General features: G+C 38.2%; 14 protein-coding genes. 5 read left to right on the top strand and 9 right to left on the bottom strand.

Features of this window, described 5'->3' with window-relative positions; genetic code table 11:
* Positions 1–6: 6 nt before the first annotated feature.
* Genes ACZ1GR_RS16830 through ACZ1GR_RS16820 form a run of 3 tightly spaced genes read right to left on the bottom strand, consistent with a single transcriptional unit; the run spans position 7 to position 2,543 of the window.
* Entirely contained in the window at positions 7–753 is a 747-nt protein-coding gene (locus tag ACZ1GR_RS16830; protein WP_472610004.1) for an SDR family NAD(P)-dependent oxidoreductase, read from the bottom strand.
* A 1-nt stretch (position 754) separates the two neighbouring features.
* A complete protein-coding gene (locus tag ACZ1GR_RS16825) occupies positions 755–1,507 on the bottom strand; it encodes a hypothetical protein (RefSeq protein WP_472610003.1) in 753 nt (250 codons plus the stop codon).
* A 7-nt stretch (positions 1,508–1,514) separates the two neighbouring features.
* The gene (locus ACZ1GR_RS16820) at positions 1,515–2,543 is read right to left on the bottom strand and encodes an alpha/beta fold hydrolase (RefSeq protein WP_472610002.1); all 1,029 of its coding nucleotides are present in this window, start codon (positions 2,541–2,543) and stop codon (positions 1,515–1,517) included.
* A gap of 88 nt (positions 2,544–2,631) precedes the next feature.
* Here ACZ1GR_RS16820 and ACZ1GR_RS16815 point away from each other — a divergent pair, with 88 nt between their 5' ends.
* From ACZ1GR_RS16815 to ACZ1GR_RS16795, 5 genes are all read left to right on the top strand, one after another.
* Positions 2,632–3,627: an NADP-dependent oxidoreductase gene (locus ACZ1GR_RS16815; RefSeq protein WP_472610001.1), complete on the top strand. Its 996-nt coding sequence runs from the start codon at positions 2,632–2,634 to the stop codon at positions 3,625–3,627.
* A gap of 4 nt (positions 3,628–3,631) precedes the next feature.
* Positions 3,632–4,750, top strand: a complete 1,119-nt coding sequence (locus ACZ1GR_RS16810; protein ID WP_472610000.1) for a hypothetical protein — start codon at positions 3,632–3,634, stop codon at positions 4,748–4,750.
* Positions 4,751–4,860: 110 nt separating this feature from the next.
* A complete protein-coding gene (locus ACZ1GR_RS16805; protein ID WP_472609999.1) occupies positions 4,861–5,871 on the top strand; it encodes a nitrilase-related carbon-nitrogen hydrolase in 1,011 nt (336 codons plus the stop codon).
* Between the two features lie 54 nt (positions 5,872–5,925).
* Positions 5,926–6,438 carry a MarR family winged helix-turn-helix transcriptional regulator gene (locus ACZ1GR_RS16800; protein ID WP_472609998.1) on the top strand — a complete coding sequence of 171 codons (513 nt, stop codon included), beginning with the start codon at positions 5,926–5,928 and terminating at the stop codon, positions 6,436–6,438.
* Between the two features lie 24 nt (positions 6,439–6,462).
* Positions 6,463–7,968 carry an aminotransferase class V-fold PLP-dependent enzyme gene (locus ACZ1GR_RS16795; RefSeq protein WP_472609997.1) on the top strand — a complete coding sequence of 502 codons (1,506 nt, stop codon included), beginning with the start codon at positions 6,463–6,465 and terminating at the stop codon, positions 7,966–7,968.
* A 45-nt stretch (positions 7,969–8,013) separates the two neighbouring features.
* On the opposite strand, the gene ACZ1GR_RS16790 is transcribed toward ACZ1GR_RS16795, so the two are convergent.
* The 6 genes from ACZ1GR_RS16790 to ACZ1GR_RS16765 are packed head-to-tail and all read right to left on the bottom strand — an operon-like array spanning position 8,014 to position 14,885.
* A complete protein-coding gene (locus ACZ1GR_RS16790; RefSeq protein WP_377768213.1) occupies positions 8,014–9,600 on the bottom strand; it encodes a hydantoinase/oxoprolinase N-terminal domain-containing protein in 1,587 nt (528 codons plus the stop codon).
* Between the two features lies 1 nt (position 9,601).
* Complete coding sequence (locus tag ACZ1GR_RS16785) at positions 9,602–10,687, bottom strand: DUF917 domain-containing protein (RefSeq protein WP_472609996.1); 1,086 nt, start codon at positions 10,685–10,687, stop codon at positions 9,602–9,604.
* A gap of 1 nt (position 10,688) precedes the next feature.
* A complete protein-coding gene (locus ACZ1GR_RS16780) occupies positions 10,689–11,888 on the bottom strand; it encodes a cytosine permease (protein ID WP_377768211.1) in 1,200 nt (399 codons plus the stop codon).
* Between the two features lie 15 nt (positions 11,889–11,903).
* Complete coding sequence (locus ACZ1GR_RS16775) at positions 11,904–12,896, bottom strand: zinc-dependent alcohol dehydrogenase family protein (protein ID WP_472609995.1); 993 nt, start codon at positions 12,894–12,896, stop codon at positions 11,904–11,906.
* Positions 12,893–13,219 (bottom strand): cupin domain-containing protein, encoded by a 327-nt coding sequence (locus ACZ1GR_RS16770; protein WP_377768209.1) that lies wholly within the window; start codon positions 13,217–13,219, stop codon positions 12,893–12,895. Before ACZ1GR_RS16770 ends, ACZ1GR_RS16775 begins: the two co-directional genes overlap by 4 nt.
* A 1-nt stretch (position 13,220) precedes the next feature.
* On the bottom strand, positions 13,221–14,885 hold the full coding sequence (locus ACZ1GR_RS16765; RefSeq protein ID WP_472609994.1) for a hydantoinase B/oxoprolinase family protein: 1,665 nt from the start codon (positions 14,883–14,885) through the stop codon (positions 13,221–13,223).
* Positions 14,886–14,890 lie beyond the last annotated feature (5 nt).

Genomic DNA, 14,890 nt, shown 5'->3' with positions numbered 1-14,890 from the left:
GAACTTTTAATGCATACTCGCACCTCCATTTACATGAATACACTGCCCCGTCAAATGAGAAGCGCCATCACTCAGCAAAAATAAGATAACTGAACTGACCTCTTCGGGTTTTGCTATACTGGCTAAAGGAACCTTTTTCATATACTGCTCTTTATCAAAGCGTGTAGAACCATCTTCCTTATAAATAAAGTTGGTATTTACAGCGCCCGGAGCTACACTATTCACCCTAACTTCAGGTGCTAATTCCGCAGCTAAGGTTTTACTTAAACTGATGACGGAAGCTTTACCGGCGCTATATGGACCATAATTTTTTTGTCCTATGAAAGCCAATCCTGATGACATATTTACAATAGAAGGGGCTTCACCGTTTTTCAATAATTCTCCAAATACTTTACAAGAATTAAAACAACTTTGAAAGCTGATGTTATAGGTTTCGTTCCAATCGGCGATATCAAGATTCGATATGGGTTTGAATTGCTTTATGGTACCCGAAAGATTCACCAAACCGGAAATAGAAGATGTATATGTTTTGATTTTATCACAAACTTGCTGTAATGCCTCTATGTCCATTGGGTTTGCCTTAAAATATGAATCAATTTTTAAGACAGAAGACAGGTATCTTTCTTGAATGTCAATACCGTAAACAGTAGCTCCACTTGCAACTAAAGTCTTGATTAAAGTTTGACCAATACCACTATTGGCCCCAACAATAACAACATGGCTGTCTTTGGCTTGATATTGTGTCTTTATCATACTACTTTTTTTTAAACTTGGTATTATCTGAATTTATAAAACCAGGTTCTATAAAGGTCCAGCCAGTAATAACCTTTCTTAGATTAATTCCAGTTCTCTTGGCACTTGGGTTTAGCCAAGTATAACTTATCGATTGGCTATTAATTTCAATACTGTCCATTGGCATATCATAGATAGCCAATTTCATAATAGGCAATTTATGCCCAAAAAGCAATTGCGTTAATTCTGCTGTATATTGAACCCCTTCAATATTTAACTCCGCCATGCCCCCTTGGTCTCCAATTTCAAGATTAGATTCTCTGTAAATACTATCTCCATATTGCGGCAACGGAACTTCTATCCAACCAGAAAATTTTCGGTCGCGAATAAATTTGTAAGGCTCTTTATTTTCGAACTGTTTTCTTCCTGACACAAATAGGGTGTCACCATCTATCTTGAAATCAGGTCCGGATAAATCGACTTTGGTAAGGGTCATTTTTTCTACGAGATGTTGCCCGTTTCGACCTTCGCGCAATTCCACGTAAAAGTCCCCCTCATTATCTTCATCAATACGAAGGGATAAATGGCGGTGCTTGTCATCGGTCTCAACTCGATGTATATCGGTGTCCGTATTTTCAAGCCAATACTGTTGAAAATTATCCCAATGGCCCACTAGACTTTTATTATCCTTGAGAGCTATTGCTTTTTCCTTTTTTACCTCTTTACAACTAAAGGCCAGTACCGCCAGTATAATAAGTATTGCTGCTTTTCTCATTTATAGTTTAATTATTTGAATACCAATCCACCAAGTAGTTTTGAATGCTTGCCGCAGTTTCATTAGGGTTATTTTTAATCAGATAATTCCATGCATCTTGCAAATGTTTTCCGTTTGATTTTACTTCTGGGGCACTACTATTTGGCTTATTGTAATCCAAGTGTACTTTTTCATAATTATTAATCACAAAATCATTGACATCAGTAATTTCATGACCTGAAGTTTTTTCTTCCATAAAAGCAACCATTTTTTCTGTGCGTTCGGTTGCATCGCCCTCAATCATAAAAGCTTTTATATGTTTCTCGAAGTTGTGATTCAACAATGCATCAACATATTTTGTTATGATACTGTTATTCCATCTAAAAATAGTGGTAGGTACTTTTAATTGTTCCACATACTTCGCCCGTTCATGTTGAAAAGCCAACCTATAAGCTATATCATAAGTACTGCCGGCTTTCAAGTAATCCATAGCTATCATTTGTAATACAAAGGGAGGCATCTGCGGACGATTCAAAGCGTATTCCTCAGTGGTGAAACACCAAGGAAAATATTGAAATAGCTTAGACACAATATTCCATATATCTGCTAAATGACTCCCATCTAATCGAGGTGTCAAGTCAGGAAAATAGTGTTCTAAAATCTTATCGGCCAGTTTATCATCAAAATGGGCAGCGTTATCCAAAAAAATATGGGAAACCGCATCGGGATATTCCAATCCATATCGAATAGCTAGTTGCGCACCTGTTGCAGAACCATAGATGGAGAATTTTTTTAATCCCAATTTATCAAAGGCCAAATGCAAAAAGGAAGTATAGTCCGTTAAACTCTTAGGGGTTTCGATAAAAGGGTCCGATTTGCCATAGCCAGGAGTATCAATACAAAAAACCATGTATTTAGAGGCCAGATGTTCCGCTAAAGGAAGCAAGGATTCACCTGTGCTTGGTGAAGGATGGAGCATTACCAATGCTGGTCCTTGCCCTAGGGTATAAAAATGAAGCTTTTGTTGATTTACTTCTACAAATCTTGCAAAATTCACGGTCTTTGTTTTAAATAATTAGTTAATATAGTTAATTATTCATAATATTAACTAATTTTGATTACTTTTAAGTAAAATAATAATTGTGATGACCAATACACTAGTAACTCTAGAAAGTAGACCTTCAGGCGCCATACAAGAAAGCAATTTCGGTTTAAAAACTGAAGAAATACGAGAGTTAAATGATGGGGAGTTTCTTGTAGCAATTGAGGCATTATCCATGGATCCTGCCATTCGAGGATGGATGAATGCTGGAACAACATACATTAAAGGCATAGAACTAGGAACGGTAATGCGCAGCTTTTCGGCAGGCAAAATTATTAAGTCTAAAAATAGTGATTTTAAGGTCGGAGACTACGTTGAAGGTATGCTAGGGGCACAATCACATGCTATTTCAAACGGACAGGGTATTCGAATAATCGATGTTTCAAAAAGTAAACTAACCCATCATCTTGGAGTATTGGGTATGCCAGGTATGACGGCCTACTTTGGACTTCTACGAAAAGGAGAGCCTAAAAAGGGTGATATAGTATATATTTCTGCCGCGTCGGGTGTGGTGGGCTCCACAGTAGGGCAAATAGCTAAAATTAAAGGATGTACCGTTATTGGTTCGGCCGGAAGCGATGCCAAATGTAAGTTCTTGATCGATGAATGCGGGTTCGATTATGCCATCAACTATAAAACTGAAAATCTTGACGCAAAACTGAAAGAATATGCACCAAACGGAATTCATATTTTCTATGACAATGTTGGTGGTGATACCCTGAATACGGCTTTGGCCAATTTAGGCCAAGGTGCCCGTGTTGTAATTTGTGGGGCTATTTCACAATATAATGATATGGCCAATATTCAAGGGCCTTCGAATTACATGAAAATTGTTACTGCACGTGGTTATATGACGGGCATAATTGTTTTCGACTTCGTAAAAGAATGGCCTGCAGCGGCTAATGAAATCGCGGGCTGGATTGCAGAAGGGAAGATAAATGTAAAAGAACATGTCGTTCAAGGCTTAGAAAATTATTTCTCAACCTTAGAAATGCTTTTTACAGGAGATAACTTTGGTAAACTGATTCTATCAATTTAAATCCATGGCACGATTAATTCTCATTTCATCTTGCTTACAAGTACTGCTGGCTTTCTCGGCAGTCAAGGCTCAGGATATTCCTGATACCGGCATAAGTGGTGTTTATGAGGTAATGTTGGGTACTGATGATGCAGCGTATGCAAAAAAATACTTTGCAGAGTACGGTTTTCAAGTAATTGATAGCGCAACTATTTCTACAAAAGAAGCACTAACAATTTATGGTGTAAATTCTAAATTAAGGTCGTATCGCCTGCAGAATGGAACAGTCGATAGCCATGGTCTTTTAAGGATTTTGGAATGGGAAAAACCTTTAGGTGACGGGGTTGGCTATGCTCCTGTAGAAACTATCGGGTCGCGAATAGCAGTTATGATGACCAATGATATTTTTAGGTTACATGATATCTATAAAACTGCCCGCGAAACTGGAAAAAAACCTTGGTTGTCTACGGAACCCATAGCAGATGACCTTTTTGGATTGAATACAGGAGAGAAAAACTTTTTCGATAGACCTGTTCTGGTTAGAGAAAATGCGGTGTACGGTGAGTTTTTTAATCATATTTTCTTTCAACGCTACGGGTATAAAATTCCTGGGTATGGCACCATCAGTTTAGACTCAAAACTTAAAACCAGTGAGTTTACCCATCATGACTTTATTATTAATGCTAAAGACATGGAACAAATGTCTTATTTGACAACAGCACTTGGTTTAAAAGCAGAAGCTAAACCCGTGGTTGATGGTGACTGGTTAATAGGACCAAAAAGAGTCTTTCAAATGGAACCTGGCTATAGTCATTGGTATCAAGGTTTTGTTTCACCAAACAACATTTGCGGAAAACTAAAATTCTTTATTCCAAGAGGAGCTAAAACCAATAAAACTGAAAATCAACGCATTGGTGAAAAAGGTATTACGCTACATTCTTTTTACACCGCTAAATTGAATTTTGTACATGATTTAGTTGTATCTCACAAAAATCTTACAAGTACAATAATCCAAAAAAATGAATTTGGTGAGCAATCATTCATTTTAAAAGATAATGCGGGTGTAAGCTTCCAAATTATTGAAAGAAAAACACCTCCAAAATCCGAGCCAAAAACTGTGCTCGAATTTGTTTTAAAAGAATAAATCTAAACTATTTTGTTTATCGAAAAACACCTATTTGACCCTTAAAAACGTAAAACAGTTAAACAAAACAATTAACAAAGTTAACTATTTAGTACTTTGCCCAATGAATCATGAAGAGATATAAAGCCTTAGCGTTACAGACAGAATGTTTTGCCATTAACAAATGTGCAAATCGACTTTCGGCTTATGCATTGATGGAAAAATCTTTGCAAAAAGTATTGGCTGAAACCAAGGGCTCAAAAGCATTTATTGGTCCCGATTTAAAATTGGTCGTTCTGCCTGAATACTTTTTAACCAGTTTTCCATTTGGGGAAAGTTTGGAACAGTGGAAGGAAAAAGCATGCTTATCTACCGACGACGATTTGTTTAAGCAGATGAAGGAGTTTTGTGCCGAACAAGCTATTTTTCTTTCCGGAAACTTTTATGAGCTTGATGATAATTTTCCGGAGCTTTATTTTCAAAGTAGTTTTATCATTGATGATGAAGGTGAGCTCATTTTAAAATACCGAAGGCTAAATTCGATGTTCGCACCCACTCCTCATGACGTGATGGATGAGTACATAAAGATTTATGGTTATGAAGCGTTATTTCCCGTTGTAGATACCAAATTAGGAAAGTTAGCCTGCATTGCCTCAGAAGAAATATTATATCCAGAGATTGCCAGATGCCTTATGATGCGCGGAGCAGAAGTTTTTCTGCACTCTTCCTCAGAAGCTGGCAGTCCGCAACTGACCCATAAAGAAGTTGCCAAAAGAGCGAGAGCTATTGAGAATATGTGCTACGTAATATCCTCCAATTCGGCGGGTATTTCTGGTATTGATTTTCCTTTTGCCGCAACTGACGGACTTTCAAAAGTTATCGGTTATGAAGGTCATGTTCTATCAGAAGCAGGAACAGGAGGTAGTATGGTAGCCAATAGCTATTTAGATATCGGAGCACTTCGTGACTACCGTTCAAAAGTATCAATGCAAAATTATAACGCAAGACAGCGTTTTGAATTATATGCACCTTCTTACACAAATTTTTCGCATTACCCTGCGAATAGCTTTGTGAAAGAAAAACCATCAAAAGAATTGTTTATAAAAACACAGTTAAACGTGATTAAAAAGCTTACAAATTAATTTGTATTGTTCATTTTTGACAGCTGATTAATCCCCACAAAAGAAGAAGAAATTATGATAGAAAAGAGTATTGAAGAGTCGATTGTATTAAGCATTTTTGATTTATCGAACCAACTTAAGAAAATTGGTGATGAAGTTTATCAAAAAGTAGGTTTAACAACCCAACAGTGGCTTATCCTTTTACACTTAGCGGATAATCCAAATCTTCCTTTTTTTAAAAGAGAGAAGCATAAAAAGGCCTTAATGGCTAGTGAATTGGCAGATTCTTTAAATGTGTCTAGAGCCAACATTACTAATCTTATCAATGTTTTATTAGAAAAGAGCCTGGTAAGACAGTATGAAGACGCCAATGATAGAAGAAAGAAAAGGTTAGAGCTTACCAAAGAAGGTATTGAACTTTTGAACAGAACCCAACCTTCACGCCTTGCTGTTATCATGTATTTGACCGAAGGTTTTAGCCAAGAAGAGAAAGAAACCTTCTTGAGGTTTATCGAGGCTTGTATGAATAAGGTAACTAATGAAGATGAAAAAATTAAGTCATTTCACCAATTATTGGTAGAAGCTTAAAGGTAAAAAGAAATACTGTTTCCTATGAATGTTGATGCCCTTATACCGACGGACAACTCCACAGAACTTGAAAACCATTTTAAGGAATTCAAAAAGCATATTATTGGTGATCATGCTAAGTTTGAATCGGTTCATGGTTCAAAAAAACTACTTTATGCCGATTGGATAGCTAGTGGAAGGTTATATGGCCCGATAGAGGACAGAATGCGAAATGTAATAGGTCCAATGGTAGCTAACACCCATTCCTTTTCAAGTGAAACGGGTAAAGCGTCTACGTATGCCTATAAGCATGCAAGGGAAATTATCAAAAAACATGTCAATGCAGGTGACACTGATGTATTGGTTACGTCAGGTACGGGTATGACAGGAGTTTTATCAAGACTTCAGCGCATTATGGGCCTACGTTGGCCAGATTCCGTAAAGAACAAAATTGAGATAGATGAAAAAGATAGGCCAGTGGTATTCATCTCGCATATGGAGCATCATTCGAATCATGTCCCTTGGATGGAAACTATTGCAGACGTAGTTATCGTGCCTTGCGACAAGAATAATCTCGTGTGCCCTGTGAGCCTTGACAAAGAGGTCAAAAAATATTTGGACAGACCCAACAGAATAGGAGCATTTACAGCATGTTCAAATGTAACTGGAATAATTACCCCATATCATGAATTGGCGAAAGTGATGCATCAAAATGATGGTATCTGTATCATGGACTTTGCAGCTTCCGCTCCTTATGTAGATATCAATATGCATCCTGAGGATGTTGAAGAGCGATTGGACGCTATTTGTTTTTCACCTCATAAATTTCTTGGAGGTCCTGGAACTTGCGGAGTATTGGTCTTTAATAAATCATTATACAATACCAATTGCCCGGATGTCCCCGGGGGAGGCAATGTTAAATGGACAACCCCAAAAGGGGATTATGGCTACCATCTGGATATCGAGACAAAAGAAGATGGAGGAACTCCCGGCTTTTTACAGGTAATGCGTGCTGCATTGGCCATACGATTGAAAGAGCAAATGGGAACCAAAAATATCGAACAACGCGAAGAAGAACTTTTGGAGCTTTGTTTTGAAAGACTTAGAAAAATACCTAACCTCTTCATATTAGGAGATAACTCTGAAAAACGCATTGGTGCGGTATCTTTCGGTATCAATGGTATTCACTACAATCTTATTGTTCGTCTACTTAATGACATCTATGGTATACAAGTTCGCGGCGGATGGTCTTGTGCGAGTACTTATGGTCATTTTCTTTTCAATTTAGATGAGAATACCTCAAAACAAATAATTACCGATATAGAAAATAAGAACCTAACGGATAAACCCGGTTGGGTTCGTTTATCCCTTCACCCGGTTACCACAAACGAGGAATTATTTTTTATTTGTGATGCGATAAAAGAAGTCGCCGAAAATATTGAGGAGCTAGGTAAAGATTATACCTATAACCCTAAGAGTAATGAGTTCGACCATAATAGAACCGGAGATGAAAAAATAGTGCAAACCGTTGAAGAATGGTTTGCTATTTAACTGAACTTTCTTATTCACAAAAGCAAGGTCGAAAGGAATAACAAATTACAATCCGATTAGGTCACCACAAATTTTAACCTTCACTTTTGCTGTACCAGGTAGATATGCCAATGGTATTATCTCTTTGGACAGTGTCTTCAAGGTTTCCTTTTTAGCTCCTTTAGCTAATAAGTGTAACGTAACTTTATCAAGAAGTTCTTGCAAGGCTATCTCTTCATTTTTTTGCATGGTATTTACAACCATTTCTTCTTCACTACTAATTTGGGCGATGCAAGCGCCGAAAGCGTTTGCTACCTCAAGATGTTCTGGGAAAAGTACTTCTGAAGCCCCGTCAATACTTTTAGGAAGCAAAAATGCCCCCCCTCCACAAGCGACTACGGGAATATCTTTTGAATCTGTTTTTAGTTTATCCACTAATTTTTCTATGGCGCCTTCAATACTCTTTTTAATCATTTGAAGGGCTTCATCGTACGGAATCCCAGTTTGTTTTTCAATCATGTTCTTTATATCTGAAATTGCAATCGAGCCATCAATCTGAATTTCATTTTCCGCAATAAAAATATCTGATAAAGTCAAGGTATTACCCCCGAAGGCCAATGCTTCCTTTTTCAATAAATACCCAACAGAATCGGGCCCTAATTGACATTCATCTTCCACAAATCTAACAATCGTACCTCCACCAATACCTACGGCGACAATATCTGGCATTCTAAAATTGGTCAGTACCCCTCCTATTTGAGCAGCTTGTGTACTTTCCCTTGGAAAAAAATCGACTAACATACCGGCATCAGAGGTTGTACCTCCAACGTCAATGACAACTCCATTTTTGACTTTAGATAGTGCCCCTGCCCCTCGAATACTATTTGTTGGGCCAGAAGAAATTGTTAGGACAGGAAAGTCCCTAACTTGCTCTAAAGACATTAAAGTACCATCATTTTGACCAATGAATAATTGTGCCGTGAGACCTAAATCTTGTATAGTATTTTTAAATGCTTTCACCATTTTTGTAGCTACCTTTTGTAAGGCCGCATTCAAAATTGCTGCATTTTCACGTTCTAATAAACCCAAGCCGCCAACCTGATGAGAGCATGTTATTCTTATACTATCACCTAATATTTCTTTGGTCCATTCCGCGACCTGTAATTCTTGGTCTGGTAAAGTTTTTGAAAAAATACCTGTAATGGCTACAGACTCTACCATACCTTTCATTTTATTCAAGCAATCCTTTACCTCATCCTCTTGAAGTTCACTAATCGGTCGGCCATCGTATTCATAACCGCCATGCACCAAAAAGTTATGATTGCCCAGAACTTTTTTTAAATCTAAAGGAAAATCGGTCATCGTCGGTATTGCCTTACTAGCGGGCAGTCCAATGCGAATACTTCCAACTTTGTTCAATTCTTTGCGCTCTACCAAGGCGTTGGTACAGTGTGTTGTTCCTAACATGACATACTTTATGCTTTCTTTTGGCACATCACTCTCTTGAATCACAAATTTTATCGCATTCGCAATTCCGGTACTTACGTCTAAGGTGGTAGTTTGTTTGGTCTTCGCAAGAATTTTATTGTCTTGAGATACCAGAACAGCATCTGTATTTGTACCTCCTACATCAACTCCAATTTTGTAGCACATGTTACTTTTGGTTATTTAATTCTTCAATAGGAATATATTGTTCTTGGTATCCGAATTTTTCAGGGCCACCTAAAACAATGCCAGCATCTGTTCGCCACTGTGGGTCTGATTTCATGCCCATTACGATTACCCTTGTTCCGAACTGAATCGACTCCGCTGTAATCGGCTGGGCGTTTTCTGCATCAATAAGTACAATTAAATCTGGCGTCATCGCTATCGGTACATCATCTTTAAAGGCCATTAAAAATTCATTTTGAAAATCAATTTTTAATAAACTGCCATTGTCTTCGTCTAAACCTAAAACTTCACAAACACCCTTATTCCAACGACCATCTATTATCGTTTTTACTGAACTGACCTTTCCCGTGAATAGCTTTATAGCAGCTGCTTTTTGCATAAGAGCGTCCACTGGATTCTGTTTATTCTTTTTAGCATCTAAAATAGCTTCGCCTAAAACCTGAGCGTAACTGACAATACCATGAATCGCAGCTTTTTTAACCTGAGCTCCATTCATAGGGTAACATCCTATAGCACAACTACCGCCCATTTGAATCGTAGTAGCACCGACAAGGGTTTCACCCCATACATTGTCGATAGTATGGTATATGTTCTTATTGCCTTTTTCATCGGCCTGTGCGATAGGAGAAACAGGAATATCGTGTAGGGTAAACGTCACCATCTCTAAACGAGGAAATGCACGCCCCATGCCGTCCGCATCTACTAAAGGAATTCCTTTTTGGGCGGCAACAGAAAATGGAATAACTCCATTTAAGCCTCCAGCTTCCGCAGGCATGACCGCATCGATTTTTCGACCTAAGTAACTTTCCATCATTTCAAAAGCTTGAATAAATTCATCTCCTGAAAATAGTTTCTCTACCAATATCATAGGTGCTCCAAACGCTGCAACGGGAACCACAAGAGCATCATCACTTAATTCTTCAGCAGCCATTAAGTTTACCTTTCCATATTTTTTAATGGCTTCTTTAGCTAAAAGCTTGCCGATATAGGGGTCGCCTCCGCCACCTGTGCCCAATACTGTAGAACCAAGGGCGATATAATCGATTTCATTTATTCCTATTTTCCGCATCTTACTTTACAATTTTTTGTAATAAAACATAGCATATGGCAGCAACAACAATACCTAGAATATTCTTAATATCTGATGTCATTACCAACATCAGTACAACACCACTCAACCACGAAACAATTCCTTTCCAATTTAGTTTTTGTGGGTTGTCAGAATAGGTCTTAGAAAGAAAATAGTCCGCTATCATTACACCTGCAATTGGTGTGATCGCAATGGTCAATATTGTTATAAAGCCCATGAAGTAGGTTAGTATACCGATTATGGCAAGTCCTATACCCACCAGACCGACAACCAAAGTAACCTTTGAACGTGAAGATTCTTTAAATCCAATCAAATTGGTAAAGGCTAAACCAGAAGAGTAAATATTCACCACGTTTGTGGTCCAAGTCGCTAAAATAAGCGTCGACATAGCAAAGAAGGGATATCCTAAAGAGGAGAATATCTCAACGATATCATAGGTGTTTTGTGTTATTGCGAATATGGCCCCGACCGCTAGCAAACATATGGCAGAAGGGATAATTCCGATAATCGAACCTAAAACGGCATCTTTTTTAGTAGCGGCAAAGCGATTGTAATCCGGAGAAATAACCCCACCTACGGCTACAAAACCAATAGTAAAACCAATAGCCTGAAAGAGTGGCATAGGTTGGGTAGGTCTAAAATTCAGCACTTCATCAAAACTATGTGCTTGAAAAGTCACCATTAAGCCGTAAATAAGCAATACCGTTAAAGCTGGTACGGCAATATAATTCAACCATTTTAGATACTTAAAACCAAAAACAGCAGTAACTATCATAACCAAACCCCAAAATGCAGAGGATAACCAAACTGGAATATCAGTACCACTCATTTCTAAAATAATTTTAGAAAATGAGGCTCCTGCTATATTACTTTGTATGCCGAACCATCCTAAAGTAGATATGCCAATTACCAGACCTACGATAATATTGGCGCCCAAGGTACCGAAACTACTTGATGCAAGTGATACCGTATTTTTTCGCTTTTCTACAGAGGCAATGCTCAAAAACGACATGAAAAGTACTACAAAACCAAAACCTATAAGACCTGCTAGTAGGGTAAATTGAAAACTTAACGCAGCAATCAAGGTACTTCCGATTAAAAGAGAGGGTACACTCACCATACCGCCAAACCAAATGCTGGCTAAGCTAAACCACTTCACATTTTCGTTGCTGTCTGACATAATTACTTTCTTAAATTAATTTTCCGTTTTAACAACTATTTTACCTTTCTGTTTGCCACTCAACATATAATTATATGCTTTAATGGTGTCTTTAAATGCAAACACTTTATCTACTATAGGTTTAAGTGTTCCGTTTTCGATTCTTTCTAAAACATATTTTTTACCTTCTTCCAAGGATTCTTCGGACATGACATAATTGAACATGGAATAGCCATGAAGTGTTGTATTATTTCTCACGACATCAAGTATGGGGAAAATAGGTAATTCGCCATCTAACAAACCATAAATAGCAGCGGACCCGCCAAAGGAAAGAGCAGACATGTATTGCTGATTAAAGCTAGTACTACCTATAGGGTTAAAAACAAATTTCACCCCTTTGTCTTTCGTGATTTCCTTTAACCTTTCTAACGTATTTCCCTCTTCAGTTACAATGACGAAATCGGCACCTAACTCAAACAAAAAATCTTTCTTTACAACTGTTCTTGTAGAACCTATGACAATTGCTCCTGCATCTTTTGCTAGTTTTAAAGCACCTTGTCCTGCAGTTCCTGATGTTGCCGCAATGAATACATAGTCGCCCTTAACCACTTTGCCTAATTTGAATAAAGCATAATAAGCAGTCAAGTATTGCATCCAAAAAGATGTTGCTTCCTCTATTGAGTATTTAGAAGGCACTTTAGTTAAATACATTTCAGGCACGGTAGCATATTCACCTTGTACTCCATAGTCTTGCGTATAAAAAGGAATAGAAGTTACCCTATCTCCTTTTTTGAATTTGGTCACTTTCGAGCCAACCCCTACCACTTCACCGACAGCTTCTGAACCTATTCGAGAAGGAAAATTAGGCTGTGTGTAATGCATACCATTGATAAACAATATGTCTGCTTGATTCAAAGCAAATGCCTCTACCCTAAAAAGCACTTCTTTCTCCTGAGGTTTGTTTTCAGGTACTTCATCAAACTGCAACACTTCAGGGCCGCCTATCCTATGAAATCTTAATATCTTCACTGACTCTGATTTAATACATAAATAATCTTAGTATCCTCTAAAACATTACCTGCCTGTGCTTCACCTGCATTGATATAAACCGCATTTCCTTTTTCTAATTTACCAATAGGATGCCCTTCTTCACTTAACATTTCTATACAGCCTTCAATTATAATTGAGATTTCATTAAAAGGATGTTTAGAGAAACCTGTCTCTGGAATACGCGTTCCTTTCTTTAAAAAAACCGTTCCACAGATAGTAGCAACACCAGCGTTACTTTGAGATATCAATTCTTTGTTGTAGTACTCATCAGGTTCTGGATAGCTAACCTTTTTTAGTTCCATATTATACTAGTTTGTAGTACTCCTTCGCCTCTTTTGAAGTTATATAGCCGTTTTTCACATCTAATAAAACCTGTTCTTTAGGCCTTTTTTCAGGTTTACCATATCCTCCACCAGTTGCCGTAACGCAGCGAACAATGTCCCCTTTTTCCAATTCAATATTTGTACCTAGATTGTGTCTTTCTTTTGTACCGTCTTTTCTTATTATCATGAAATAATTATAAGAACCGTCCTGCCCTCCGTTCATACCCCAAGTCTTTGTTTTCTCGCCTAAAAATGCTCCGGTTACATAGGCACCATCTGATGTGATTTTGTAATCTAGATACTGTCCGTTACCACCTTGGAATTCTCCATACCCCCCACCTTCATTATGGAAGGCATATTGTTCTACCTGAATGCCATAGCGCATTTCACGTATTTCAATAGGAATATTGTACGACTCACCACTTCCGCAAGAAAGTTGCCCTCTATTTCCGTCGTGGGTCGCGGATGCTCCCCAACCACCAGCTAGAGGCTCTGCCTGAATATAGAATTGATTGGTATCGGGATGAATTCCAGATATAAATGTGGCACATACCGAACGCATATGCCCTGCAGGTAATTTATCTGGAATCAACGGTGCTAAAATTTTCCAAACCAAATCTATAGCAGTAATCATAACCTCATAATACACAGAGACAGCGGACGGTGTTTCTGCACTTACTATCGTCCCTGGCTCGCATATAACCTTCATTGGCCTAAAAGTGCCCCCATTGGCGTCCATTTTGGGTGTGGTAATAGCTTTGAAAAGACTTCTACAACCTGTTACCAGAGCGCTATATGACAAATTCGTTGCTCCTCTAACTTGTGGATGAGAACCGTTAAAATCTGCTATAAACTCAGTATCCGTAACTGTTATCTTTGCTTTTATCGGAAAAGGACCTTCTCCAAAACCATTATCCTCAATTTCCGCTGTTCCAAAATAAGCTCCATTAGGAATCTCTTTCAGCGCTTCCAAACACATACGCTCACCATACTCCAAAAAGTCTGCAATGGCCAATTCAAAAGTCTCTAAACCATATTTTTTAATAATGGAGCAGACCCTGTTGGCCCCCACCTCTGCCGCCGCTATACCTGCAAATAAATCACCCAAAGTACTATCGGGTAACCTAACATTTGCCTTGATCAAATCTATAATGGCCTCATTTATTTCACCTTTAGATTTTATTTTTATGAAGGGAAAATGGAGTCCTTCTTGATATATTTCAGTTGAAACTGTTGAAACCGAACCTGGAAAAGTACCTCCTAGTTCTGTCCAATGCGCTTTATTTACGGTAAAAGCCACGAGTTTCCCGTCATAAAAAACTGGAAAGATTATTGAAACGTCGGATAAATGTGTTCCACCGCCTGCATATGGGGTATTTGCTATAACAACATCCCCCTCCCTTAGCATATTCTCACCGTGAAATTTTTTTAAGGTGTCCCGTACCACTGAATCCAAGGCGGCCAGAAACGCCGTAACACCATTACCTTGAGCTAATAATTCTCCTTTAACATCAATTATGCCAACGGCATAATCTAAGGACTCATAGATAATAGGACTCATACTGGTGCGTTGCAGGGTCTGAAACATTTCGTCTCCGGCTGCTACTAATGCATCTTGTATTATCTCAAGTGTGAACCTTTCCATTTTAA

It is taken from the genome of Croceitalea sp. W27, from assembly GCF_055693185.1.
This window is presented reverse-complemented; position numbering and strand designations above follow the sequence as displayed.